The organism is Marinococcus sp. LNHM4E3-1 (assembly GCF_056034405.1).
The window spans coordinates 187,352-210,290 of record NZ_JBQLID010000002.1; the positions used below are offsets into that span (position 1 = coordinate 187,352).

Sequence of the window (22,939 nt, forward strand, 5' to 3'; positions counted from 1 at the left end):
GGAGAGAATGTTGAAGCACAAGCATATATGGGGGGTTATAGCAGCGGTGATTCTGGCAGTCATCGCGGCGCATGCATTTTTCTTATACCAATGGACCAACGATACGTACATGGCCGGGCCGAATGACGGCCTGAACCAGATGGGCCCGTTTAAGCAGCTGCTGTATGACCATTTCACGAGCGGTGAATTTTTTTATTCCTTTCAGCTTGGACTTGGCGGCAGTATGTTTACCCAGCTGGGTTACTATTATTCAACGAACCTGTTCTTTTATTTTCAGATGGCCGTGGTGTATATGCTGGAGCTGGTCGGGCTGATTCGTGAGCCGGACGCCGCTTTTTGGACGGAGGCCGTCATTTTTATCAGCATGGCCCGGATGACACTCGTTTCCTTTTTAGCATACGCCTGCTTTCGCTACATGAAGCTCGACCGTGTACCTGCCATGACAGGAGCCCTGTTGTATGCCACGTGTGTAATGTATTTCCGTCACACGGCATTTTGGGAATTTTTTGCGGATGCTTTTATCTGGCTCCCGCTGCTCGTATTTGGCGTGGAAAAAATTATTCGGGAGAAAAAACCGCTGCTGTTTATTTTTGCCCTCGCAGCTACCGTCTTTTCGAACTTCTACTTCTCCTATATCGTACTCATTTTTATCGGTATTTATATATTGGCCAGGTGGCTGATCAGACTTACACCTGGAGAAACAAAAATAGGTAAACAGATACTTTATTTCGGGGGCAGCTCTCTGCTTGGATTCGGCATCGGCCTGACCGGCTTTTTCGCCGGCATTTACGGCTACTTTAACAATTACCGGCCGGACTTTGAACAGGAGATCGTATTGTTTGATAATACAAGCAATATTCTGCTTGACAGCCGTTTTCTCATTGTGCCGACCATCTTTTTAGTGTTTGCAGTCTGGAAACAGCTGTATAAGGATCCGCGGTTTGTGCTGTTTACGGTTCTTTCGCTTGTATTTATCGTATTTCATTACAGTCCGCTGATAGGGAGCGTATTTAACGGTTTTTCCGCGCCGCGGAACCGGTTTGAGTATATCGCTGCGTTTTTACTTGCCGGGGCAGTGGCAGCAGGTATTCAGCATATCCGCAAGCTCGACTGGCGGGAGCTCTTGCCTTCGCTTATTTTTGCGACAGGCATGTACGTGTTGTTTTATTTATTGGATGCCGATTTTTCCATCGATCACTGGAGCGGATGGCTGACGCCTGGTATGATCATCATTTCCCTGGTGGCATTTATCGTAACAACAGTTACGGATGTACGCGGCAAAAGAATCATTACTGCCGTTTTTGCCATTATTACGAGCGTGGTGGTCGCGAACCAGTACCAGTACGAAAAACTGTTTGAACGCGGAAGCATGAGCGGCACGACGCAGGAATTTCTCATGAGTGAGGAGTACATGGACGCAGATCAAATCGAACTGCTGGATGAAGCCTCGCAGGAGGACCCGGACGCTCTGTCCCGAACTACATGGATCAAGGACCCACAGCGCACGAATACGCCGCTTTATTTGGATTTTTACGGGGCGGGGGCATACTCAAGTATTTTAAATGAAGAAATACTTATGTTTTATTACAATGACCTTCAGATCGATCTTGGCAGGGAGAGCATCAGCCGTTATTCGGACTTCGGGCGAAGGGCCAACATTTACAGCCTGCTGCGCGGGGAATACGCGATGTTTGAAAAGGACGGGGACGAAAATGTACCGTACGGGTTTACTCCGTTTGTAGGAAATGATGACTATATTATTTACCAGAATGAAAATGTGCTGCCGTTTGTGCGGACCACAGGACAGGTATACGCCTATGAAGACGCGGAAGAAGCAGCACCGCTTGAAAAAGAGCATGCCATGCTGAATGGCGTAATCCTCGAGGATCCGGACGAAGCGGCCGAATTTCCGAGGGAAGAGTCTGTCATTGCCAGTGAAAATGTTGAAGCTGTAAATGGCACCTACGAGAACGAAATGCTTAAGGTAAATGGGGAAGAGGGCGGACTCAATATTACAGTGCCGGAGAATGAAAACGTGGAGGATTACTACGTGGATTTTCTCCTCCGCCAGGAGCCCGGCGTTGGTTTTTTCCGGATGAACGTAAACGAATTTGAAACCTCCCGCAAGGCAAGAGATTCGCTGTACCGCACCGATGAAAATGATTTAACAATCCGCGTGGAAAATCCTGAGGACAACGTCATAGAGATCCGGATGCCTGAAGGAGAATATCATCTTGAAGACCTCGCCGTTTACGGAGAAACGTATGAACAATTAAATGAGGCCAACGCCCAAGCAGAGGAGAACGCCAGGGATGTAGACGTGAACGGTAATGAAGTTGACGCAGTTATTGAAAACGATACAGGAGATGCGTACGCTGTGATGCCAATTCCTTATGAAAAAGGTTGGAGAGCTAAAGTAAACGGAGAAGGCGTGCCAATTGAAAAAGCAAACGGGGCGTTTACTGCCGTTCCGCTTGAAGAAGGGGAAAACAACCTTTCTCTCACGTACTACCCGCCTTATTTCTGGTGGATGACCGCGGTATCGGTGGTCTCGCTTATATTAGCAGCATTATGGGGCATTAAAAAAAGAAGAAAATAATATTTCCCGGGAAATAAAAAAAGGCCGCGCGAACGGCCTTTTTTTATTATGAAAATTCTACTGCCGGCCCCGTTAAAATGCCACTGAACAGATTAATCAGCAGAAGCACCGTTAAAATAAAAAAGATAAGAAAGCTTATCCGGCTCTGGGCTTTAAAATGAGCCGCCAGGCCAACGCCCCATAGAGCGGTAATAACAAGGCCGGCATAAACGTATAACGAAATACCGCCGCTCACTACTATGGCTGTAACAATCAGAAGAATATCAGTGGTGATAACAAGTAATGCAGAAATGGCTAAAAGCATGCTGCTGAACATTTTCATTCTGGCGTCTTCCATATATAAGCTCCTTTACGAAGAATAAACTTCCTTCAATGTATCATAAACCCTGTTGGAGAGGAAAATAAGAAGCAGAAAAAATAGTACAGCTGAAGCCACTTATGTTTAAAGCAGCGACAAACCGTAGTATATTGGGTGGAATAAAACGAAAAGGAAGAGAGAGGGGAAGAGATGAAAGAGCCGCAGCTGATACGGATGAAATGGAGAGACGCCCTGTTTGCACATTGGGAAAAAGACCCCGGTGAAGTGGCCCGCACTCTGCCGGATCGTATGGACGTAGATACGTTTCGGGGGAAGGCGTATGTAGGGGTGGTTTCGTTTTCGATGCACGATATCCGCCCGTTTTTTCTGCCAGTCTGGACTGGCCTGAACTTCCCGGAATTAAACCTGCGTACGTATGTACGTGTAGACGGGGTGCCGGGCATTTACTTTTATAATTTAGATGCTGCCTCTCCGCTCGGTGTTTGGATAGCACGACGGAATTTTGCTATACCGTACTACCAGGCACGCTTTTCAATCCGCCGTCATCAAAGCTGGACGTACTGGAATCACCACCGGAGATCGGGAAACGTCCGCTTTCGTGCCAGGTACCGGGCGACAGGAGAACAGCTGCCGGCTGCAGCTGGCTCGCTCGAAAATTGGCTTGCTGAGAGGTACCGTTTTTACACGGCCAAAAACAGACAGGTATGGTACGGGGACGTCTTACACGAGCCGTGGGAGCTGTATCGCGGGGAGTATATGGAAGAAGAAAACGGACTGCTTACAGCCGGTGGGTTCGGGAAGTCAGACGGCCGTCCCGCTCATGTGATGGTCAGCCCCGGCGTGAGCGTGGGGGCTGCAAGACTGCGAAAAAAATAAGCCTCTGCTTCCGAATACGGAGCAGAGGCTTAAATACGTTCATGATTTTACGGCTGATCGACCGGGCGAACGACAATTTCATTGACGTCCACGTGAGCCGGCTGGGTAAGTGCATAGTATACTGCTTCTGCAATATCTTCTGAATTCAGCTGCTGCACGTTCAGTACTGAATCGAACTGTTCCATTACTTCTTTATCCGTAATAGTTTCAGTCAGCTCTGTATTAACCACGCCTGGAGAGATGGCAGTCGTACGAATGTTAGTTTGGGCTACTTCCTGTTCTAAGCCCATCATGATAGCCTTCACGGCAAACTTCGTACCACTGTAGACGGAACTGCCAGGGAAGATTTGGTGGGCAGCTACAGAGGATGTGGAAATAATGTGGCCGTCATTATTTTCAATCATGTGTGGAAGGATAGCATTGATGCCGTAAAGGACACCTTTAATGTTTACATCCACCATCTGGTCCCACTCATCCACTTTTTGGTTTTTCAATAAAGAAAGCGGCATTAGGCCGGCGTTGTTAAAGAGGCCGTATACTTTGCCAAAGTGATTTACTGCTTCACGTCCGAGCTCTTCCATCTGTTCACGGGAAGTAACATCAGTCTCTTTGACGATGATTTCGCCAGGCTGATCGGAAAGCTCTTCTTTAATTTCGTTTAAGCGTTCGAGACGGCGGGCGGCAAGTGCTACGTTAGCGCCGTTTTCGACGAGCTTTTTAGCAGTTGCTCTGCCGATGCCGCTGCTTGCTCCTGTAATAATAAACGTTTTACCTTGAAGTTCTGTCATGACGTGTATCGCTCCTTTTTTCTATAAGCTGTTTCTGCCATAACGTTAGTTACTTTAAAATGATAAGTGGCATCGGAATATATGATACCCGTTGTGTGTGGATTCAATCATCCAATTTTTTCTAAGAAGGCAAAAATATATTGTGAGACGTTCATGACAGGGAAATCCCGGGGGCTCTTCCGGACAATTTTTGGTTCTCTGTTCGAGCATTAAAAAACTCCCGGCTATCTGCCGGAAGCTTACGACTTCACATGTGGGGGTCTTTTCTTCGGAGTGAAAATAATCTGTACCAAAAGACAGAGGGAAGCGGCCATGATGACTCCAATTTCTATGTAATACCAGAACAGTTCACCGCTATTCAGCTGGAACATAGTGACTACACCGATCATCAGCAGGCCAATGCCGATACGGTTCATCCACCTCCAGCGCACAGCAAAAGCAGCGAACCATTGAATGAATGGAAGATTAAATACAAGCCACAGGACAATCGATGCCCCGATGCCGATCAGCCAGTACCCCTGCCCGATAAATAACTCAGCAGAAAAACGGGCAATGCTGATAATAGGTATATTCATGGCGGCACCTAAAATAATTCCGAGCAAAAATGTTAGAAAACGCCGCACGTCAATTCACCTCGAATGAGTTTCCCAGCCGAAAATGTACCAGGATATTACAAATAATATAACCGCTTATGATACGATGATACATAATCAAAGTAAAGAAAGGAAGGGTATTTCGATGGCTTCTATTGAAAATTTTCACGACCTGGATATCAGAGTAGGAAAGATTGTACAGATAAAAGAATTTCCAGAGGCGAAAAAGCCGGCGTATAAGGCATGGGTGGACTTTGGAGAAGAAGTGGGAGTGAAGCAGTCCAGTGCTCAAATTACAGATTTATATGAAATAAATGACCTGGAAGGGAAAAAAGTGATTGGTATTGTGAATCTTCCTCCAATGAAAATTGCTTCATTCACTTCAGAATGCTTAATTTTGGGCGTTTATACGGACGAAGGGGTGACTCTTCTGCAAACAGATCACGAAACGAAGACCGGAGAAAAAATCGGCTGAGAGGGTGAAGGTATGAAATACGTTATTACGGGAGCCACGGGACACCTCGGGGAAAAAGTAACGGAAGAACTGCTTGAACTTGTCCCAAAGGAACAGGTGACTCTGGGAGTGCGGAGTCCCGAAAAAGCAGGGGTGTTCAGAGAGCAGAATATTAACATAGAAAAAATGGATTACTATTCGTTTGACGAACAGGCGGCGGCTTTTCACAATGCGGATGTTGTGCTTTATATCCCGAGCATTACGCACCCATCCGAACAGCGGATCAAAGAATTTAAGACTTCTGTTGAAGCGGCGGAACAGGCTGGAGTAAAGCAGTTTGTGTTTATCGGATTCACGGCAGACCATTGGAACAACCCCTTCCATATGAGCCCATTTTTCGGCTATGCTGTGCGGCGTATTGCGATGAGCCGAATGGCCGGAACGATTATTCGCAATGGAGTGTATGCCGACCCGCTGATTTCTTACACGGAGGAACTGGTTCGGACCAAAAGGCTTCCTTATCCTGCAGGAAGAGGAGCTATTTCCTTTATTTCGAGAAGGGATCTGGCTAAGGCTATAGCTGCTGCAGCTGCAGCACCTGAAAGACACGAAGGTGTTTATACGCTGACCGGGATACAGGCGTATACGATGGAAGAGTTGTGTGAGCTGCTTTCTAACATTACAGGAGAACGCATTCGTTATGAACCAATGGAGGTTCAGGAATTTGCCCGGACATACGATGACGGCTCCGGCTTTGGAAGTGTGAACGCTTCTCTGTATGAAGCGGCTTCGATGGGATTAATGGGAGAGGTTACTTCGGATGTGGAGAGACTCACCGGAAAGCCTCCGGAAATGCTGCGGTCATACCTCGAGCGTCACTTATTATAGAAAAAGGACACGCTGCCTGCGTGTCCTTTGATCGTTGTACTACTCTTTGAGAAAACGGAGCAGCTCCTGGTTGAACTTTTCTTTTTCATCTACGAAAAGGCCATGGCCGCTGTTTTCGAAAGGAACGACCTTCAGGTCTTTGATTCCTTTCTGAAGCTCGCTGGAAAATTCATACGGGCAGATCTGGTCGTTTTTTCCGTGAAAGCTTTCGGCAGGGACCGTGATGGAAGAAAGATCCTCAAAGGAATCTTCATCCCGCAGGGCTTCTGCTGAATGGATCGTCGAATAACTGCCGGCTTCCATCCCCAGGCCGTGGAACCAGGTTTTAAATACATCAGAAACATCGTCACTGCCAAAGAACATACCTCCGAAATCCTCGAGCATTTTCGGCCGGTCGGTGTTCAGGTTATCAATAATGCCATCCACGTCTTTTTTCTCCATGCCGTACGGAAAGTTTTCCCGCTGCGTGAAGCTTGGAGCCGCCGGCGCAAGCAGAAGCAGTTTAGAAACTCCCTGCTGCTGATGCCGGGCCATGTAGCGAAGGGCTATCGGGCCTCCCATGGAAAAACCGGCCAGGACAAAGCTATCGAGCCCCATGGCGTCAATGACTCCCTTAACATCATCAGCCATCTGATTGTAATCATACCCGTTCCACGGCTTGTCGGACTGGCCGTATCCCCGGAGGTCGATGCCGATAAACCGGTATCCGTGCTTCGGCAGCTCATTGATCTGGTATTCGTACATTTTGTGATTGACCGGCCAGCCGTGTATAAAAACAACCGGCGTTCCTTCACCGATATCCTCCACATAGATATGCACATCTTCTTCTACAGCTACATAATGTCCCATTCTAAGCAAATCCTCCTTCACTGGCTAAATATACAAGATAAAATAAAATACCCTTTTTGCCTGCGTGGTAAACTTTGTGCGCTTTATTTGACAATGATAATCTTTTTCAATTAACCTGTTGCTAATGAGATAAAAGACACCGGTAAAAAAGAAGTAATTGGAAAAATGCAGCAGAAAGGGGGCAGGTCATGAGAGGAACAATCACTCATCATCAGATTATGGACCGCGATGTATATGTATACCTGCCTCCGGATTACCACCGGAATAAACAGAAGCGTTATCCTGTTATTTATGTTCAGGACGGGGCATATTTATTCCGGGAGTCGGGCAGTGTGTGGGAAGCTCTGATGGAAGCGGGATATATGCAGCCAGTAGTAATGGTCGGTGTGGAACCGAAAAGCCGTATTCATGAATACACACCGTGGCCTTCAAAGGCGCTCTCTCTGCACCATCCGGATTTTAAGGGTCTCGGTACAGAATACGCATACATACTGACTAATGGCATCCGTCCGTATATTAACGAAAAATACCGGGTGAGAACAGAGGCTTCACATACCGGGTTGATTGGAGCTTCACTTGGAGGGCTTGTGTCAATTTATATTGCCGATCTGTATCCCCACGTCTTCCACAAGGTTGGCCTGATTTCTGCTTCGCTCTGGTATGAAGGGATGGGGTCTTTTATTAAAGATAGACTCTCTCTTACCCTGCGCCATTACGTATATCTGTATGTGGGAGAGTGGGAAGGGAGCGGGCAGCCGCTTATTGAACCCTACATGGTGCCGAGAACGCAGATGATGTATGAACTTCTCCGAAAGCAGCTCGAAAATCAGGTGGCGCTCCATATAAAACCGAAGGCTATGCATGACAGAAAGTATTTCATTTCCCAGTTTCCTGCAGCCTGTACATGGTTGTTTCCGCCCCTGTATTAGCAGTATAGTAAGAGAAAAGGCACACATGGAGGAACTGGGAATGGAAGCAGAGTTTTTCTTTCGGTCCATACTAATGCCAGCGGTTGTTATTTTCTGTCTGATCTTTTATCTGACGCTTTTCTGGGTGCATCGACGAGGAAGGTTCAGCAGAAGTGAAAATAAAAATGCACGCCAGGCAAAAATTATTCGTAACGGATTTATACTGACAGGTTTTCTTGCTTTTATATGGTTTTTCTCGCTCTATATTTAATCACCTGCGCTGTGGCGGGTGATTTTTATGTTATGAAGGCGGGAGGGAGGGAATCAGAAGGAGTAAAAAAGGAGTGAAAAACGTTGGGAAAAAATATTGATCTTGTATTTGGCGGCTATGAGCTGCGTGTGACGAAAGTATATCAGCTGATTTATCATATCAATGACCTGTTGCTTGCCCTCGTTTTTTTAGTCGGCAGCTTTTTATTTTTCTCAGAGACGACCACATTTTACGGTACCTGGCTGTTTGTGATCGGGAGCCTTCAGATGTTTATTCGTCCGGTCATAGCTCTAGCTCACCAGGTTCATGTAACCAGAGTGAGAAAACAGAGAAAAGAGTATGCCGGAAAGCAGGGTGCACGGGCTGTCCGTGTTCGGAAGGGGAGTCGTTCCTATAAGCTGTAGCCGAACCCGGCGCCTGAAACTGACTTATGTTAAAATATGGCTGTAGAAACGGAGAACGGAGGGGAAAGATGAAAAAGACGGCTGTAGCAGCGGGCGCTATAGTCCTCCTTGGAGGGCTCAGTGCCTGCAATAACCGCGAGAGTGCGGAGGACAAAATGCAGGAATTTACAGACGCATGGAACAACCAAAATTTCGAAGAAATGTACGGGTATTTAAGCTCAGAGGCTCGCGAGCAGATTGACGAGGAAACGTTTATTAACCGGCACGAAACAATTTACGAGGATACAAATGCTGAAGAACTGAATATTCAGAACGGCGAGGCCGGTGAAGACGCTGAGGGGGAAGAAGAAACAACGCTCCCTTTCTCCGTAAGCATGACGACGAGTGCAGGCGATGTTGCCTTTGAAAAGGAAGCTTCCTGGGTGCTTGAAGAAACAGAGGACGACGGAGAGGAATGGCAGCTGGACTGGTCTCCTTCGTACATATTTGAAGAACTGGGATGGGAAGAAACGGTAAATGTAGAACGGACGGAGCCGGAACGCGGAGAAATTCTGGCGGAAGGCGGTGATCCGCTTGCAACGAATGTGGAAACGACCAGAGTAAGTCTGGTGCCTGGCAGTATGGGAGAAGAGCAGGATGATACCATTTCCACTATTGCAGAAGAACTGGATATGCCGGAAGAGGATATTACCGGGGCGCTCGAGCAGGACTGGGTTTCAGACGAGAGCTCGGTGCCGGTAAAGACCCTCTCTCCTGATGATGAAGAAGCAGCGTCAGCAGTGGAGGATCTTCCAGGGGTCCAGCTTTCTGAAGTCGGAAACCAGCGGTATTATCCGGAACAGGAGGCCGCTGCTCATTTAACAGGCTATACTGGAAATATCTCAGGAGAAGAGCTTGAAGAACGGGGCGGCACGTATACACAGTCGTCCGAAATTGGCAAGGCCGGGCTTGAATATGTGTATGAAGACCGGCTGCGCGGTGAGCCGGGCATGCTGATCTCTACTTCGGAGGACGACGTGATTGCAGAGGAAGAAGCGGTCGCCGGGGAAGATGTGGAGACGACCATCGATACGTCGCTGCAGGAGCGTGCCTACGAGCAGATAGAGGAGGATGTGGGAGCTACGGCAGCACTAAATCCGCGGAACGGCGATACGCTGGCACTGGTCAGTGCCCCTTCCTACAACCCAAACAATTACATTTACGGCTGGCCGGAAGATGAGCTGAATGATTTCAATGACAGCGAGAACCGTCCGCGTGCTGCTAAATTCAACAGCACGTACGCTCCTGGTTCAACGGTGAAGCCTATTACCGCTTCGATTGGTCTGAGTAATGAAGCCATTACCCCGGATGAAGAAATGACAATCGAAGGCCTTGAATGGCAGCCTGACAGCTCCTGGGGCGGCTATTCAGTGACCCGGGTGGACGATGCATTGAGTGAGGTGAACCTGCGCGAGGCGTTAATTACGTCGGATAATATTTATTTTGCGCGCACAGCGCTGAATACTGGAGCAGAAGATTTCACCACTGGTTTGGAAGGGTTCGGTTTTAATCAGGAGATTCCATATGATTTTCCAATAGGGGAGTCGACGATTGCTTCGGACGGTCTCGATTCTGAAGTGCTGCTTGCTGACACCGGCTACGGCCAGGGGCAGATGCAGATGTCTCCGGTTCATCTGGCTTCGGCATTTACAGCCTTTACGAACGAGGGAGACATGCTTGCCCCGCAGCTGCTCGCTTCTTCTGAGCGGGAAGTCTGGGAGGAAAACGTTGTACCTGAAAGCGGCATTTCAACGATTCAGGAAGGGCTTGAAGGCGTCGTGGAGGATGATCGTGGCTCTGCGTATGAGCCTGTGAATGAAAATATTTCGATTTCAGGCAAAACCGGCACGGCGGAGCTGAAGCAGGCCGGTGAAGAGGAAGGTACGGAAAACGGCTGGTTTGTGGCGTACGATAATGAAGAGGAGGACTTATTAATTACTTCGATGATTCAAAACGTTGAGGACCGTGGCGGCAGTGAATATGTGGTAGAGCAGACCAAGCCGCTGTTTGAAGAATAATCGGTTCACCGAATTGTCATGGATATGCAAAGAAAAAATTTAGTTGTTTTCTCATATATCAGACGAATTACGGGTATTGGATAAAAAGGATTTCTTTGTACGTCAGACGAGGGGAGTGAAAGAATGACAGGACTGTTTATTGATCCGTTTTTATGGATCACCATTGGTTTGATTTTGATTGTAATAACATTTTTGTTTTTCTGGTTCCGGCGCAGCCATGACCCGATAGGAAGAAAAATTCTGGCTGCGGTATTTATGATCTACCTGGCAACGATTGTTCGTTTTACATTGATTCCGGCACCTTATGAAGGAACGCTCGGCCCCGGCCTTCAGCTGGGGGAATATTATCAGTTTCTACCATTCTATACGATTGTAGAGTCGTTTCAGGAAGGCACATGGTTAGGGGTAATAGGAGGGCAGATTTTGCTGTACCTGCTGCTGCCAATCTTTTTTGGCATACTGATCAGTGATGACATTCACTTTATCTGGGCTTTTGCCATTGGTACGCTTTTATCCTTTTCCATACAGCTGATGGAGTTTGGCATTAACTTAATTATCGGTTACCCGACGAGAGTGGCTGATATTGATTCGATCATCTTGAATACGATCGGTGCGATGATAGGCTACGCCATATTTAAGTATTACCGGCGTATGCGAAGAAAGCAGAACAAACCGATACTCCCACCTGCCATTGCTCCGAGGGACCGCTCGGCGACGGCTAAAAAACTGTAAATGAAAAGCCGCCGTTCTTCTTTTGGGAGACGGCGGCTTCTTCTTTATATCAGCGTTCATTTCTGCTGCATGCAAGTGTCCATTGGACCAACGGCAACTGCAAAGGAAGACGCAGCCAGTATAAAAGCGGATAGGCTCTGCCGTTTGGACGCAGAGGAATCTTGTTGACAGCCATATACACATTAGCCGGAAAAATAAGTATAAAAAAGATGGCTGCTGGTCTGCCGGCGTATTTACTCCATTTCCGCACTGTAAAAGCTGTGCCTAAAACTAGTTCTGCTGCTCCGGATCCATATACTACGGCCCTTCTCCAGGGGGCTTTTGGCGGCAGAATACGTTCGAATTTTTCCGGTGAGGTAAAATGCAGAATGCCGGCAGGAAGAAGAATTGCTGCAAGAAGCCATCGTTTCATGATAAGTATCCTTTCTGTATTAAAATAAAATGAGATAGATGCACCCTGCACAAAGAAGAGCGAGGACGAGAAAAACGAGGCGGCGGACAATGTTCTGCCAGAGAGGGGATAGGGAGTTTGTCCATTCGTATACCCTTTTTTCGAATGCATGGAAGACGAACATGATGCCGGAGGTGTCTTCTTCTACCTGCTGCCTGGTAAAGGTTAAGGTACGGATGTCTTCTTTCAAACCGATCATCAGAGCAACGAACAGCAGCAGCAGAAAAGGAAAAACTAAAATAAACTGAAAAACAATAAACATAGCGACCACGCCCCCTGATTTTTGTTTTCCCTGTTCATAAAAATATCAATCCTGAGTGTAAGATTATGGTATACTGGTGCAGAAATGATGGCGATGGAGTTCGCCGAAACCGCTCTGAAAAGGGCTGATGACTCCTGTCTGTCCACGGGATACGTGCGCAGACAGGATTTTTTGCGTTAATAAGGGGGAAAAGAGATGAGACTGTACGTATGGATGGCCGTTGGCGGGGCTGTTGGCAGCCTGTTGCGTTACCTTGTAGACCGGTTATTTGCAGCGGCTCCCGGTGTATTTCCGTGGGGAACAATGGCTGCAAACATTACCGGCTGCTTTTTACTTGGATGGTTTACCTCAAGAATTATACAGCGGAAAGCATGGCCGTCTATGTGGGAGGCTGTAGTAGGTACGGGGGTTATTGGTGCTTTTACCACCTTTTCGACGTTCAGTGTGGAAACCATTCAGTTAATCGAAAACGATGCGTTGCTTGCAGCAGGAATTTACGTTTTGGTCAGTGCCGCAGGCGGACTTGTAACTGCAGGTATTGGTTACCGCGCAGGAAGGAGGAAAAGCTGATGACATGGCTGCTTGTCGCTCTTGGAGGAGCTTTTGGAGCTGCTGCCCGCGCCGCTCTAGTTTCATGGTCCAAAGAAAACGGGTGGCACCGGGTAGTCCCATTTGGCACGATGTTTGTGAACGTATCGGGGTCGTTTGTTCTCGGCCTGATCGTTGCCCGTGAAGCGGGGATTACAGAAACAGCGGGCATTGGCATCGGTTTTTTAGGCGCCTTTACGACGTTTTCCACCTTTAATATGGAAATCATTCAAAAAATAGAAGCGGGCGAAGGAATAAATGCTTTATTGTACGGAGTTGGGAGCTATGCGCTGGGGATTTTGGCGGCGGTGGCCGGGTACTTCTTAGGGTGAAAAAAGCCGTTTCCCGGGCAGGAAACGGCTTTTTATTCATTCCGGGGAACCTTCCCCGTCTGTCTGAACATGAAAACGGATCAATCGGGTAATGAAAAGCCCAGCGAGTGCAAGCAGTGCACCGAAATAAAAAACACTCGAAAGGGAGAGCTGTTCGGCGACAGAGCCTGCGACAACCGGACCGAGCAGAATTCCGGCAGCGTAAAACGACTGGTAGAATCCCATCGCGCTCGCTTTCAGCGGACCGGGGCTCACCTGGACAACCATTCCCAAAAGCAGAGGAAGCACAATTCCAAGGGCGAGTCCAAGCACTGCTTGGTTCATGCTAAGCTCCCATAAAGACGCGGTCGACGGCATCCACACAAGCGCTGCTGCCCCTGTGAGAAAGGAGCCATAAAGGAGCGGCTTGTGCATACGGACCGACACGGTGTAAAAAGATAAAAACAGAGAAGCTAAAAGGTGTGGAACAAAAAAGGCGATAAAAATAATAACCAGCGTCCGCTCGGTAGCGCCTATCGAAGAAGCATACAGCGGGGTGAAGCCGAAAATGGTCATGAAAATAATAGAATGACCGATAAAGCTCGCGCACGTAATCCAGCGCAGGTCATGCAGACGAAGAGTACGGCTGATTAAAGAACGAATTTTCAACGGCCCGGTTTTGCTTTGTACCGGAATTTCTTTTGTGAACAGCGTAAATCCAATGCCGATAAGAGAAAAAACTGCAGCAATCCAGAACAGCGCTGTAAACCCGAATAAATCAGCCAGGTAGCCGCTGAACATCATGCTGATAAACTGGGTGAAAACCGTTAAAAGCTGCAGGATGCCCATCGCTCTCGAAGATTGGTCAGGAGAAAAGTAACGGGAATACATAATTGTCGCCATTACCCACATCGAGGCGGTCACCCCGGCAAGCAGCCGGGCGGTAAAAACTGCTGCAAAAGAATCAGATAAGACGAGCAGCACGCCGCTGACGAATCCGCTGACAAATCCAACAATCAGCAGTTTTTTCAACAGCCCCTTTAGAGCATCAGAAAGAATGCCGAGTGGATAGCGCAATAGCACCTGCGTTGCCCCGTAGGCACCGAGAATAATACCGATAGCGGTGTAGGTGAAATTGCTGTTTTCCAAATACAGGCTAAATACCGGTACGTATACATAGGTCGCGAACCAGAAACAAAAAACCGCAGTTAAAAACAGCGCGTGATCACGCTTTGTAATGGTCATAGCTATCATCCTTATGTAAAAAATCAATCATTTGCGTAAAAAACAGCTGCTTCCATCATAAACCAATTCCATCTGAAAGATAAGCGCTTACCTTTAATTTCAATAAACAAGCACAAAGGGAACAAGCTTTTTTTGTCGAACCTTTTAATGCCAGGGTCTGTCTTCGAAAAAGATTATTTGGGAATTTGTGGTATAAAATGGATGTTATATTGTTTATCATGGAAGAGAAGTTTTCATACCCCGGAGGAGGTCGTATATGCTTGAAGTAAATCATTTATCGAAGCGGTTTTTAGAAAAGCAGGCTGTTGATGAGCTTTCTTTTTCCATTCAGCCCGGAGAAAGTCTCGGTTTGATTGGTCAGAACGGAGCTGGAAAAACGACTACTTTCCGTATGCTGCTCGGTCTGATGGAGCGTACAGACGGAACAATGGAATGGAATGGCAAAAAAGTCCATCATCTGCCGCTTGAGCAGGTCGGCTACCTGCCGGAAGAGCGGGGGTTGTTTGCGGAAGAACAGGTGGAGCAGCTGCAGTTTCTGGCTGGCCTGAAAAACATGAATAAGAAGGAAGCAAAGACTTCGATGGCATACTGGCTCGAAGTGTTTGAGCTTGAAAAGGAAAAGAAACAGAAATTAAACACGCTCTCGAAGGGCAATCAGCAAAAAATTCAACTGATCGCTGCACTCGTCCACCGCCCAGATTTTCTTATCCTTGATGAACCGTTCAGCGGGCTCGATCCGGTGAATACAGATATCTTAAAGGAAGCCATTCAGAACCTGCGCCGGGACGGAGTAACTATCATTTTTTCGAGTCATCGCATGGAGCACGTGGAAGAGATCTGCGACAAGCTCGTTATGCTTAAAAAAGGCAGAGATGTTTTGAGCGGACGCCTCGGGGAAATCAAGGAACGCATGGATCATAACCGGATTGTCGCTGAAGCTTCCTGCCCGCCGGAAGAGGTCAGGATGTGGGAAGGGGTCCGAGAGGTGCGTGCCGCCGGGGAAAAAATGCACATCTATACGGACACAAAAGCAAGATCCCAGGATATTCTACAGCAGCTTTTTACATATGGAGACGTACGCATCTTCCGGATGGAGCCCCCGTCGCTCGAAGAGATTTTCAAAGAGAAAATAGGTGAAAGCGATGCGTAATACGTGGAGAATCTTTGCTCATACATTCCGGGTACGGGCAGGGGCAAAATCATTTATTGTATCAACGGCGGTTATGCTCTTTGTTGTGCTTATTGCCCTGAGTCTGCCCAGAATTATCGACTTTTTTGGAGACGGGGAAGCTGATATCAGCAGCCTGGCTGTCGTCAATGACAGTGACTCTCTTCAGGTTCCGGGGGAAGCGGCTGGTATAGAGCTTCTGCCTTATGAACAGGAAGCACAGGCAGAAAATGCATGGGAAAACGGGGAAACAGACGGCTACCTGATCTTTGAAAACAGCGGAAACAGATATAATGGAAATTTGTATACCGATGAAGAGACGGGAGAAACGACTGACGCCCTTTCCGCTGGCATCCAGCAGGCGCATGTCTCTCAATACGCACATGAACTCGGTATTACAGGGGAAGAGGTCCAAAATATTACCTCGCCTGTGCAAATTGCAGAAAGTACAGATGGGGCCGGAGGAAGCGGGGAACCCTCCTCCGAAGAAGGGTTCAATCTTCTTTCCTACGCAGTCGTTTTTGTGATTTACATTTATTCGTTGATGTGCGGAATTATGATTGCGATGCAGATTGCCAAGGATAAAGAGCAGCGCGTGATGGAAATTCTTATTTCGAGTGCGTCGCCGGTTCAGCATTTGTTCGGCCGGGCATTCGGAGTATCAGCCATCTGGCTTTTCCAAATGGCCCTCGTGGCGGTAACAGCCGTAATTTATGTGAACGCGGCCGGGCTCGATGATATCACTTCGCTTATCAGCTCGGCTGGCGGAGCCGCTGTTTCCACATGGATATATGCCGCCGTGTTCCTGCTTCTTGGCATCGTCCTTTACGGAACGCTGTACGCAATGGTCGGGTCGATGGAAGCCAAAACGGAAGAAGTCCAGAACTTCAGTCAGCCGCTGACATTCCTGCTCGTAGGGGCGTTTGTTCTGTCAAACTTCGGACTCGCTGCTCCGGGGAATATTTTCGTGACTGCGAGTTCCTTCATTCCTTTTTTCACTCCGTTTACAATGTTTGTGAGAACGAATGCGTTAGACGTTCCGTGGTGGCAGATGGGCCTGAGCATCGGCCTCACTCTTGCTCTGGTGGCAGCGGCGGCCTGGTTCAGCGTTCGTCTTTACCGTGGAAGTGTCCTCGTTTACAGCGGCGATTCATTTAGCAGAAGGGTCAGGCAGGCACGGGAACTTGCCCGCAGAAAGTGATACACTAAAGGTGCAGCATCTATTCATCTTATGCATACTGGAAAAGGAGACGATCGTACTATGGGATTGTTTGATGCACTGATGGGAAACGCCTCTGAAGCGGATTCAAAAAAGGTGGAGGAAGAACTTCGGGAATGGTTAACGGCAGGCGAACAGGTAGAAAGTGCTTTTAAACTGTATCGGGATTTAATGGTATTTACAAACAAACGTCTGATTATGATCGACAAGCAGGGAGTCACCGGGAAAAAGGTGGAATACCACACGATTCCTTACCGGAGCATCACCCACTACAGCGTAGAAACTGCCGGCACGTTTGATTTGGACAGTGAATTAAAAATATGGGTGGGCAGCACTGCAGAGCCCGTAGCCAAGACCTTTCGAAACGATGATAATATTTTCGATGTCCAGCGTGCACTGAGTAAGTACGTGCTGTAGAAAAGTTCCAGGGAGTGGATAAAGCTCTCTGGAACTTTTATTTTAAATATAATTGTGAAGAGTTATTCTAATCTTTCTTATTCTGAAAATGAGAATAAAAAACTTGAATTGAGAAGAAAAATGTAAGCGCTTCGATTATGGTGAATACAAGAAATAAAGTTTAAATTGAATCGGGATATAAATAGGGGGGCAACAAAATGAAAAAGTGGTGGATGAGTTCAATTGTGTTAAGTACAGTGCTGGTGGCAGGAGGTTGTGGCTTAAGCAGTGAAGAAAGCAATGGTGACAACGGTAATAGTGGAAGTGAGGGAAATGAAAATGAGAATTCTTCCAGTGAAGATGCAGAATATGTAATTGAATTTGCACACGTGGTTAGTCCATCTACGGCGAAGGGCGAGGCTGCTGAGCATTTCGGCGAATTGCTTGAAGAAGAAACTGATGGACGGATGGCAGTAGAAATTCATCCAGATTCCCAGCTCGGAAGCGACCGGGAAATAATTGAGCAGATGCAATCAGGTACTTTACAGATGAACGCACCATTCACAGGAGTTTTGCCTTCCTTTGCTCCAGAATTTCAAGTATTTGATTTACCGTACTTATTTTCAGATAGGGATGATGCGAAAGCTCAAGTGAACGGAGAGTTAGCAGACAAACTAAACGAATCTCTGAAGGAAGCAGATTTAAGGGCTCTTGGATACTGGGATGGTGGATTCAAACACTTCACGAATTCAAGGCGTCCAATTGAAAGTTTGGATGATATGGACGGGCTGTCTATGAGGGTTTCTCAGAGTCCCCTCTTAGAATCGCAGTTTGAAGCCTGGGGAGCCGGTGGTACTTCGGTAGACTTTTCTGAATTATACCCAGCTTTACAGCAGGGCACAGTGGATGGACAGGAAAATCCGTTATCAAATATCGTTTCGCAAAAATTTTATGAAGTGCAGGATTACATGACTTATAGTTCGCATGGTTACATGAGTTATCCACTTGTAATCAGCGAGCAATATTTTCAGGAATTACCTGAAGATTTACAGAAGACAGTAGAAGAAGTAGCTCAAGAAACTACCGAATGGCAGTGGGAACAGTCAGAAAAGCTGGAGGAAGAATATAGCCAAACGCTGGAAGAAGCAAACATTGAAATTTCAGAATTAACAGAATCAGAAAAAGAAGAATTCATTGAAGCCAGCGAAGGCGTTTATGATGAATACGTAGAAACCGTAGAAGGCGGCGAAGAAATATTGGATGCTGTCGAAGAATAATAAAAAGTGAAGGAGAGATCTGTCTCTCCTTCATAATCGTATTGAAGTCATGTGTGAGGGTGGGCGATTCATGAATAAAATTAACAAGGCTCTTAACCATTTAGAAGAATATTTTGGTTTCTTCTCACTTTTAATAGCAACTGCTCTTATTTTTATTCAAGTAGTAATGCGTTATGTGTTTAATTATTCAATTATGTGGTCGGAGGAAATGGCCAGGTATTTAATCATTTGGTTTATTTTTGTGGGAAGCAGCATGGCTGTTCGTGAAAGAGCGCATGCTAAAGTAGATGTATTGACTTCTTATGTCCCTTTCCGTGCTAAAAAAATTTTAGAAATCGCAGCTTCACTAATGGCTATAGTTTTTTGTGTATTAATTTTAATTTCAGGTGTGCAAACAATACAAAATGTAATACAATTTTCGAATTACACTCCGGCACTGCAGATTCCCATGTACATTCCTTACTTAGCAATCCCGGTCGGAGCTTCTTTGATGATTATTAGATTCTCTCAAAACATATGGTGGGATGGCAAGCGCTTGCATAAGGGATGGACAAATGTCGAACAGAGGCAGGAGGACGCGAAATGATCGGGATTATTCTCTTTGTAGTTCTTCTGCTTCTCAGCACGCCGATTGCAGCTGCGCTGGGTTTAACAAGCATTTATGCCATTATTGATTCTGGGGGATCCCTTGATAATGTGGCCCGTAATATGTTTGCTGGTCTAGATTCATTTACTCTAATGGCGATTCCTTTCTTTATCTTTGCCGGCGATTTAATGCTCTCTGGAGGAACCTCGAAACGGCTCATCAATATGGCCAGAAAGATTGTAGGTTGGACCACTGGGGGACTGCCTATTGCGGGCGTGATTTCTTCGATGTTTTTTGCTGCTCTTTCCGGCTCCAGTCCAGCTACGGTGGCTGCGGTAGGCGGGATTATGATTCCTTCTCTAAAAGAAGCAAATTATTCTACTAAATTTGCAGTTGGATTGATTTGTGCAGCAGGCTCACTTGGTATTATCATACCTCCAAGTATTACGCTTCTTGTATATGGAGTGATAGCAGAAGTATCGATTAGTGAATTATTTATTGCTGGGGTTATACCCGGGATATTCATTGGATTTGTGTTAATTATTGTAAGCTTTATCATAGCTAAATATCAAGGTCATGTGCCAGATGCTCGTGCTCCATTTAAAGAAGTGGCAAAAGCTTCGATAGATGCTTTCTGGGGACTAATCATGCCTATCATTGTACTCGGGGGCATATACTTTGGAGTTTTCACCCCCACCGAAGCAGCTGCAGTGGCAATTGTATACAGTATGGCTATAGGATTTTTTGTATACAGAGAACTTAATATCCGCGTTTTGTTTCAGGTTACAAGACGTTCGGTTATTACTGCTTCAATGGTAATGCTGGTAATAGCAAGCGCCCAAGTTTTCAGCTGGTATCTGACAATAGAACAAATTCCTAACCAAATTGCAAGCCAAGCACTTAATTTTGCTTCAAATCCTATCATGCTTATGTTAATTATTATTGCTGTGTTGTTAATTGTAGGTATGTTTATGGACCCAAGTGCAGCTGTGCTTATAATGGCTCCACTTTTCCTTCCGATAGTAATGGAATTGGGAGTAGACCCCGTTCACTTTGGTATCATAATGATCGTTAATTTGGCGATCGGCATGCTTACGCCACCTTTTGGGTTAAATTTATTCGTGGCAGCTGGAGTAGGAAAAACGCCGCTTACTACTGTTATAAATGGAACTTTTCCTTTTATTATAGTAATGATAATAGCGTTGCTTGTAATTACCTTCACGCCAGGAATGTCGACATATTTACCTTCACTTATATACGATTGAGTATAAAGTCTAAAATAAAAGTAATCTTTACACCCTGGCTGCTAGATTGACTATAGCAGTGAGGGTGTATTTTTATGCTTAAAATTGAGCGCTATTTAAACGATAAAACTTTGTGAATTCTTTCTAAAATAATTAAAATCGGATTTTATAAAATTTTAATACAAGTAAGTTTTTTGTTTTGAAAATGCATAATTCAATTATTAGTGTAAAATAAGTAAATTAAATAGTTAAAGCTTAAACTGTGAAAGAATGAAAGGGTCAAGCTTGGAATCGTTGTGATATGATAAAAAGTATATAGGTAAAATGTTATTCCTTAATTAATTTATAGGATGGGGATAAGTGTGCAAAATGGAAACAAAGACGCAGTAATTTCATTATATGAAAGTAAGCACAAAGAAAAAGACACGGTCGCTACTCATGCTCATGAAACATATCAACTTTTATACGTACTCGATGGTGATGGCGCTTGTGAACTGGATGGAGAGGTATATGATATTACAGCAGATTCCTTTCTTATTATTCCTCCGCGTATAAAACATTCTATCCGGGCGGATTCACATATGACAGTGCTAGTGCTCGAATTCGATGCCGGGGGACTCAGCCAGGACGTGCGTATGCAGCTGATTCCAAGCGTTTTTGGGAAGGCCCGCGTGCAGTCCTTCAGCGCTATTGACAGCAGTGAGCTCCGGCAGATTATGCGAAAAATGCTTTACGAGCAGTCGCACGGCGATCAGCTATGGCAGATGGCGCTTAAAATCCATATTGCTGAACTCCTATGCACGCTTGCCCGCTCCAATCAGGAAGATGGGCCGGGGGATACGAATAAACTGAGGGTTGATCGTCTTCGACAATATATTGAGACTCGTTATTATGATATTGAAAGCGCGGAAGATATAGCTTTACGTATGGGAATGAGTAAGCGGTATATGCAGACAATTTTCAAAGAATACTACGAACGGACACCAATGCAGTATTTGACCGAGGTCCGCCTCGGACTGGTCAAACAGCTGCTTGTGGAAAGCGATAAAGACATAGTATCAATCTGCTTTGAAGTAGGGTTCGAATCGTTATCCACGTTCTATCGTTTATTCAAAAAACATGTTGGCGTCCCGCCGAATATGTATAGGGCGACACAAAAAAATCGCAAAAACACTTCTTCATAAAGATTAAATCATTTCCGAATCTGAGAATGAACGTCTGCAACTAATAAGACAGCGCATACATTTCTCTCTAGACTGGGTAGTAATCAGTTAAGAGAGGAGCAGGATCAAGATGGCAGAACATACTATTGGGATTATTATGAACGGGGTAACCGGAAGAATGGGGACGAGGCAGCACCTTATCCGCTCGATTGCAGCTATCCGCGCACAGGGAGGCGTCGAGATTGATAAGGGTGAATACATCATGCCGGACCCTATTTTAGTAGGCAGAAACGAAGAAAAATTGAAAGCGCTTGCGGAAGAGCATGGTATTGCACGATGGACGACCAGCCTGGATGAAGCACTTGCAGACGAACATAATGTTATTTACTTTGATTCGCAGACGACTTCCAGACGTGCTGAAGGCATTAAACGGGCGATTGAGGCCGGCAAACACATTTACTGTGAAAAACCGACAGCCACTTCGATGGAAGGTGCACTTGAATTGGCTCGTCTGGCTAAAGAAGCAGGAGTTAAAAACGGGGTCGTGCAGGACAAGCTCTTTCTGCCGGGCGTATTGAAGCTGAAAAGGCTGATCGATTCCGGATTTTTCGGGGAAATACTCTCGGTCCGCATGGAGTTCGGCTACTGGGTATTTGAAGGCGGCTGGCAGGAGTCCCAGCGCCCGTCCTGGAACTATAAAAAAGAAGAAGACGGCGGTATCGTAGTAGACATGTTCCCGCACTGGCGCTACGTGCTTGATGAATTATTCGGCTCGGTACAATCGGTTTCTGCTTCGGTTAAAACGCATATTCCGGAGCGTGTGGATGAGGAAGGTAATACGTATAAAGCAACGGCGGATGACGCTGCCTATGCAACGATGGAGCTTGAAGGCGGCATCACAGCTCAAATCAACTCCTCGTGGGCAGTGCGGGTCGACCGTGATGACCTGCTGACAATTCAGGTGGATGGGACCGAAGGCAGCGCTGTAGCCGGTCTTAGAAACTGTAAGACCCAGCACCGGGTGAATACACCAAAGCCTGTATGGAATCCTGACCTTGAAAACACGATCGATTTTCAGAATCAGTGGGAAGAAGTACCGGACAACCAGCTGTTTGAAAATGCGTTTAAAATCCAGTGGGAAATGTTTTTAAAGCACGTTCATCAGGACGAAGCTTTCCCGTGGGATCTTCTTGAAGGAGCGAAAGGGATGCAGCTGGCCGATCTTGGCCTGCAGTCATCTCAAGAGCGACGCTGGCTGGATGTACCGGAGCTGAATATATAAGGAGGCGCA

At 46.4% G+C, this 22,939-nt stretch carries 25 protein-coding genes and 1 riboswitch; of the genes, 18 read left to right on the forward strand and 7 right to left on the reverse strand.

What is annotated here, in order from left to right:
* The first annotated feature begins 10 nt into the window (after window positions 1-10).
* Complete coding sequence (locus tag ACTRXI_RS03035; protein WP_474261014.1) at window positions 11-2,599, forward strand: YfhO family protein; 2,589 nt, start codon at window positions 11-13, stop codon at window positions 2,597-2,599.
* Between the two features lie 46 nt (window positions 2,600-2,645).
* On the opposite strand, the gene ACTRXI_RS03040 is transcribed toward ACTRXI_RS03035, so the two are convergent.
* The gene (locus tag ACTRXI_RS03040) at window positions 2,646-2,936 is read right to left on the reverse strand and encodes a hypothetical protein (RefSeq protein WP_474261015.1); all 291 of its coding nucleotides are present in this window, start codon (window positions 2,934-2,936) and stop codon (window positions 2,646-2,648) included.
* A 171-nt stretch (window positions 2,937-3,107) separates the two neighbouring features.
* Here ACTRXI_RS03040 and ACTRXI_RS03045 point away from each other — a divergent pair, with 171 nt between their 5' ends.
* A complete protein-coding gene (locus ACTRXI_RS03045) occupies window positions 3,108-3,794 on the forward strand; it encodes a YqjF family protein (RefSeq protein WP_474261016.1) in 687 nt (228 codons plus the stop codon).
* Between the two features lie 47 nt (window positions 3,795-3,841).
* On the opposite strand, the gene ACTRXI_RS03050 is transcribed toward ACTRXI_RS03045, so the two are convergent.
* Both ACTRXI_RS03050 and ACTRXI_RS03055 read right to left on the reverse strand, forming a co-directional pair.
* A complete protein-coding gene (locus ACTRXI_RS03050) occupies window positions 3,842-4,582 on the reverse strand; it encodes an SDR family oxidoreductase (protein WP_022793291.1) in 741 nt (246 codons plus the stop codon).
* A gap of 239 nt (window positions 4,583-4,821) precedes the next feature.
* Window positions 4,822-5,205: a hypothetical protein gene (locus ACTRXI_RS03055; protein WP_091613831.1), complete on the reverse strand. Its 384-nt coding sequence runs from the start codon at window positions 5,203-5,205 to the stop codon at window positions 4,822-4,824.
* Window positions 5,206-5,320: 115 nt separating this feature from the next.
* On the opposite strand from ACTRXI_RS03055, the gene ACTRXI_RS03060 reads away from it, so the two are divergent.
* Window positions 5,321-5,650, forward strand: coding sequence for a tRNA-binding protein (locus tag ACTRXI_RS03060; protein ID WP_474261017.1), 330 nt, complete (start codon window positions 5,321-5,323; stop codon window positions 5,648-5,650).
* A 12-nt stretch (window positions 5,651-5,662) separates the two neighbouring features.
* A complete protein-coding gene (locus tag ACTRXI_RS03065; RefSeq protein ID WP_474261018.1) occupies window positions 5,663-6,517 on the forward strand; it encodes an NmrA family NAD(P)-binding protein in 855 nt (284 codons plus the stop codon).
* Window positions 6,518-6,556: 39 nt separating this feature from the next.
* On the opposite strand, the gene ACTRXI_RS03070 is transcribed toward ACTRXI_RS03065, so the two are convergent.
* Window positions 6,557-7,366, reverse strand: a complete 810-nt coding sequence (locus tag ACTRXI_RS03070; RefSeq protein WP_474261019.1) for an alpha/beta fold hydrolase — start codon at window positions 7,364-7,366, stop codon at window positions 6,557-6,559.
* Window positions 7,367-7,554: 188 nt separating this feature from the next.
* On the opposite strand from ACTRXI_RS03070, the gene ACTRXI_RS03075 reads away from it, so the two are divergent.
* The 4 genes from ACTRXI_RS03075 to ACTRXI_RS03090 all read left to right on the forward strand — a co-directional run bounded on the left by ACTRXI_RS03075 (window position 7,555) and on the right by ACTRXI_RS03090 (window position 11,738).
* The gene (locus tag ACTRXI_RS03075; protein ID WP_474261020.1) at window positions 7,555-8,295 is read left to right on the forward strand and encodes an alpha/beta hydrolase; all 741 of its coding nucleotides are present in this window, start codon (window positions 7,555-7,557) and stop codon (window positions 8,293-8,295) included.
* A gap of 333 nt (window positions 8,296-8,628) precedes the next feature.
* Window positions 8,629-8,949 (forward strand): YrhK family protein, encoded by a 321-nt coding sequence (locus ACTRXI_RS03080; RefSeq protein ID WP_474261021.1) that lies wholly within the window; start codon window positions 8,629-8,631, stop codon window positions 8,947-8,949.
* A gap of 68 nt (window positions 8,950-9,017) precedes the next feature.
* Window positions 9,018-11,006 (forward strand): penicillin-binding transpeptidase domain-containing protein, encoded by a 1,989-nt coding sequence (locus ACTRXI_RS03085; protein ID WP_474261022.1) that lies wholly within the window; start codon window positions 9,018-9,020, stop codon window positions 11,004-11,006.
* Window positions 11,007-11,129: 123 nt separating this feature from the next.
* On the forward strand, window positions 11,130-11,738 hold the full coding sequence (locus ACTRXI_RS03090; protein WP_474261023.1) for a VanZ family protein: 609 nt from the start codon (window positions 11,130-11,132) through the stop codon (window positions 11,736-11,738).
* Between the two features lie 49 nt (window positions 11,739-11,787).
* Here ACTRXI_RS03090 and ACTRXI_RS03095 read toward each other — a convergent pair whose 3' ends face one another.
* Both ACTRXI_RS03095 and ACTRXI_RS03100 read right to left on the reverse strand, forming a co-directional pair.
* A complete protein-coding gene (locus ACTRXI_RS03095; RefSeq protein ID WP_474261025.1) occupies window positions 11,788-12,150 on the reverse strand; it encodes a DoxX family protein in 363 nt (120 codons plus the stop codon).
* Between the two features lie 19 nt (window positions 12,151-12,169).
* On the reverse strand, window positions 12,170-12,451 hold the full coding sequence (locus ACTRXI_RS03100; protein ID WP_474261026.1) for a hypothetical protein: 282 nt from the start codon (window positions 12,449-12,451) through the stop codon (window positions 12,170-12,172).
* Window positions 12,452-12,531: 80 nt separating this feature from the next.
* Window positions 12,532-12,595: riboswitch (Fluoride riboswitch) on the forward strand.
* 51 nt (window positions 12,596-12,646) lie between these two features.
* Between ACTRXI_RS03100 and crcB the strand changes: the two genes are divergently transcribed.
* Window positions 12,647-13,021 carry a fluoride efflux transporter CrcB gene (crcB, locus tag ACTRXI_RS03105; protein WP_474261027.1) on the forward strand — a complete coding sequence of 125 codons (375 nt, stop codon included), beginning with the start codon at window positions 12,647-12,649 and terminating at the stop codon, window positions 13,019-13,021.
* Window positions 13,021-13,371 carry a fluoride efflux transporter FluC gene (locus tag ACTRXI_RS03110; RefSeq protein WP_474261028.1) on the forward strand — a complete coding sequence of 117 codons (351 nt, stop codon included), beginning with the start codon at window positions 13,021-13,023 and terminating at the stop codon, window positions 13,369-13,371. Before crcB ends, ACTRXI_RS03110 begins: the two co-directional genes overlap by 1 nt.
* A 36-nt stretch (window positions 13,372-13,407) precedes the next feature.
* On the opposite strand, the gene ACTRXI_RS03115 is transcribed toward ACTRXI_RS03110, so the two are convergent.
* Entirely contained in the window at window positions 13,408-14,595 is a 1,188-nt protein-coding gene (locus ACTRXI_RS03115) for an MFS transporter (protein WP_474261029.1), read from the reverse strand.
* A gap of 256 nt (window positions 14,596-14,851) precedes the next feature.
* On the opposite strand from ACTRXI_RS03115, the gene ACTRXI_RS03120 reads away from it, so the two are divergent.
* From ACTRXI_RS03120 to ACTRXI_RS03155, 8 genes are all read left to right on the forward strand, one after another.
* Entirely contained in the window at window positions 14,852-15,745 is an 894-nt protein-coding gene (locus ACTRXI_RS03120; protein WP_474261030.1) for an ABC transporter ATP-binding protein, read from the forward strand.
* Window positions 15,738-16,964, forward strand: a complete 1,227-nt coding sequence (locus ACTRXI_RS03125) for an ABC transporter permease (protein ID WP_474261143.1) — start codon at window positions 15,738-15,740, stop codon at window positions 16,962-16,964. The genes ACTRXI_RS03120 and ACTRXI_RS03125 overlap by 8 nt, the downstream gene beginning before the upstream one ends.
* A gap of 60 nt (window positions 16,965-17,024) precedes the next feature.
* Window positions 17,025-17,399 carry a PH domain-containing protein gene (locus tag ACTRXI_RS03130; RefSeq protein ID WP_474261031.1) on the forward strand — a complete coding sequence of 125 codons (375 nt, stop codon included), beginning with the start codon at window positions 17,025-17,027 and terminating at the stop codon, window positions 17,397-17,399.
* A gap of 197 nt (window positions 17,400-17,596) precedes the next feature.
* Window positions 17,597-18,655 (forward strand): TRAP transporter substrate-binding protein, encoded by a 1,059-nt coding sequence (locus tag ACTRXI_RS03135; RefSeq protein WP_474261032.1) that lies wholly within the window; start codon window positions 17,597-17,599, stop codon window positions 18,653-18,655.
* 70 nt (window positions 18,656-18,725) lie between these two features.
* On the forward strand, window positions 18,726-19,241 hold the full coding sequence (locus ACTRXI_RS03140) for a TRAP transporter small permease (RefSeq protein ID WP_474261033.1): 516 nt from the start codon (window positions 18,726-18,728) through the stop codon (window positions 19,239-19,241).
* On the forward strand, window positions 19,238-20,506 hold the full coding sequence (locus ACTRXI_RS03145) for a TRAP transporter large permease (RefSeq protein WP_474261034.1): 1,269 nt from the start codon (window positions 19,238-19,240) through the stop codon (window positions 20,504-20,506). The genes ACTRXI_RS03140 and ACTRXI_RS03145 overlap by 4 nt, the downstream gene beginning before the upstream one ends.
* A gap of 341 nt (window positions 20,507-20,847) precedes the next feature.
* On the forward strand, window positions 20,848-21,669 hold the full coding sequence (locus ACTRXI_RS03150) for a helix-turn-helix domain-containing protein (RefSeq protein ID WP_474261035.1): 822 nt from the start codon (window positions 20,848-20,850) through the stop codon (window positions 21,667-21,669).
* Window positions 21,670-21,778: 109 nt separating this feature from the next.
* Window positions 21,779-22,930 carry a Gfo/Idh/MocA family protein gene (locus tag ACTRXI_RS03155; RefSeq protein WP_474261036.1) on the forward strand — a complete coding sequence of 384 codons (1,152 nt, stop codon included), beginning with the start codon at window positions 21,779-21,781 and terminating at the stop codon, window positions 22,928-22,930.
* Window positions 22,931-22,939: the final 9 nt, after the last annotated feature.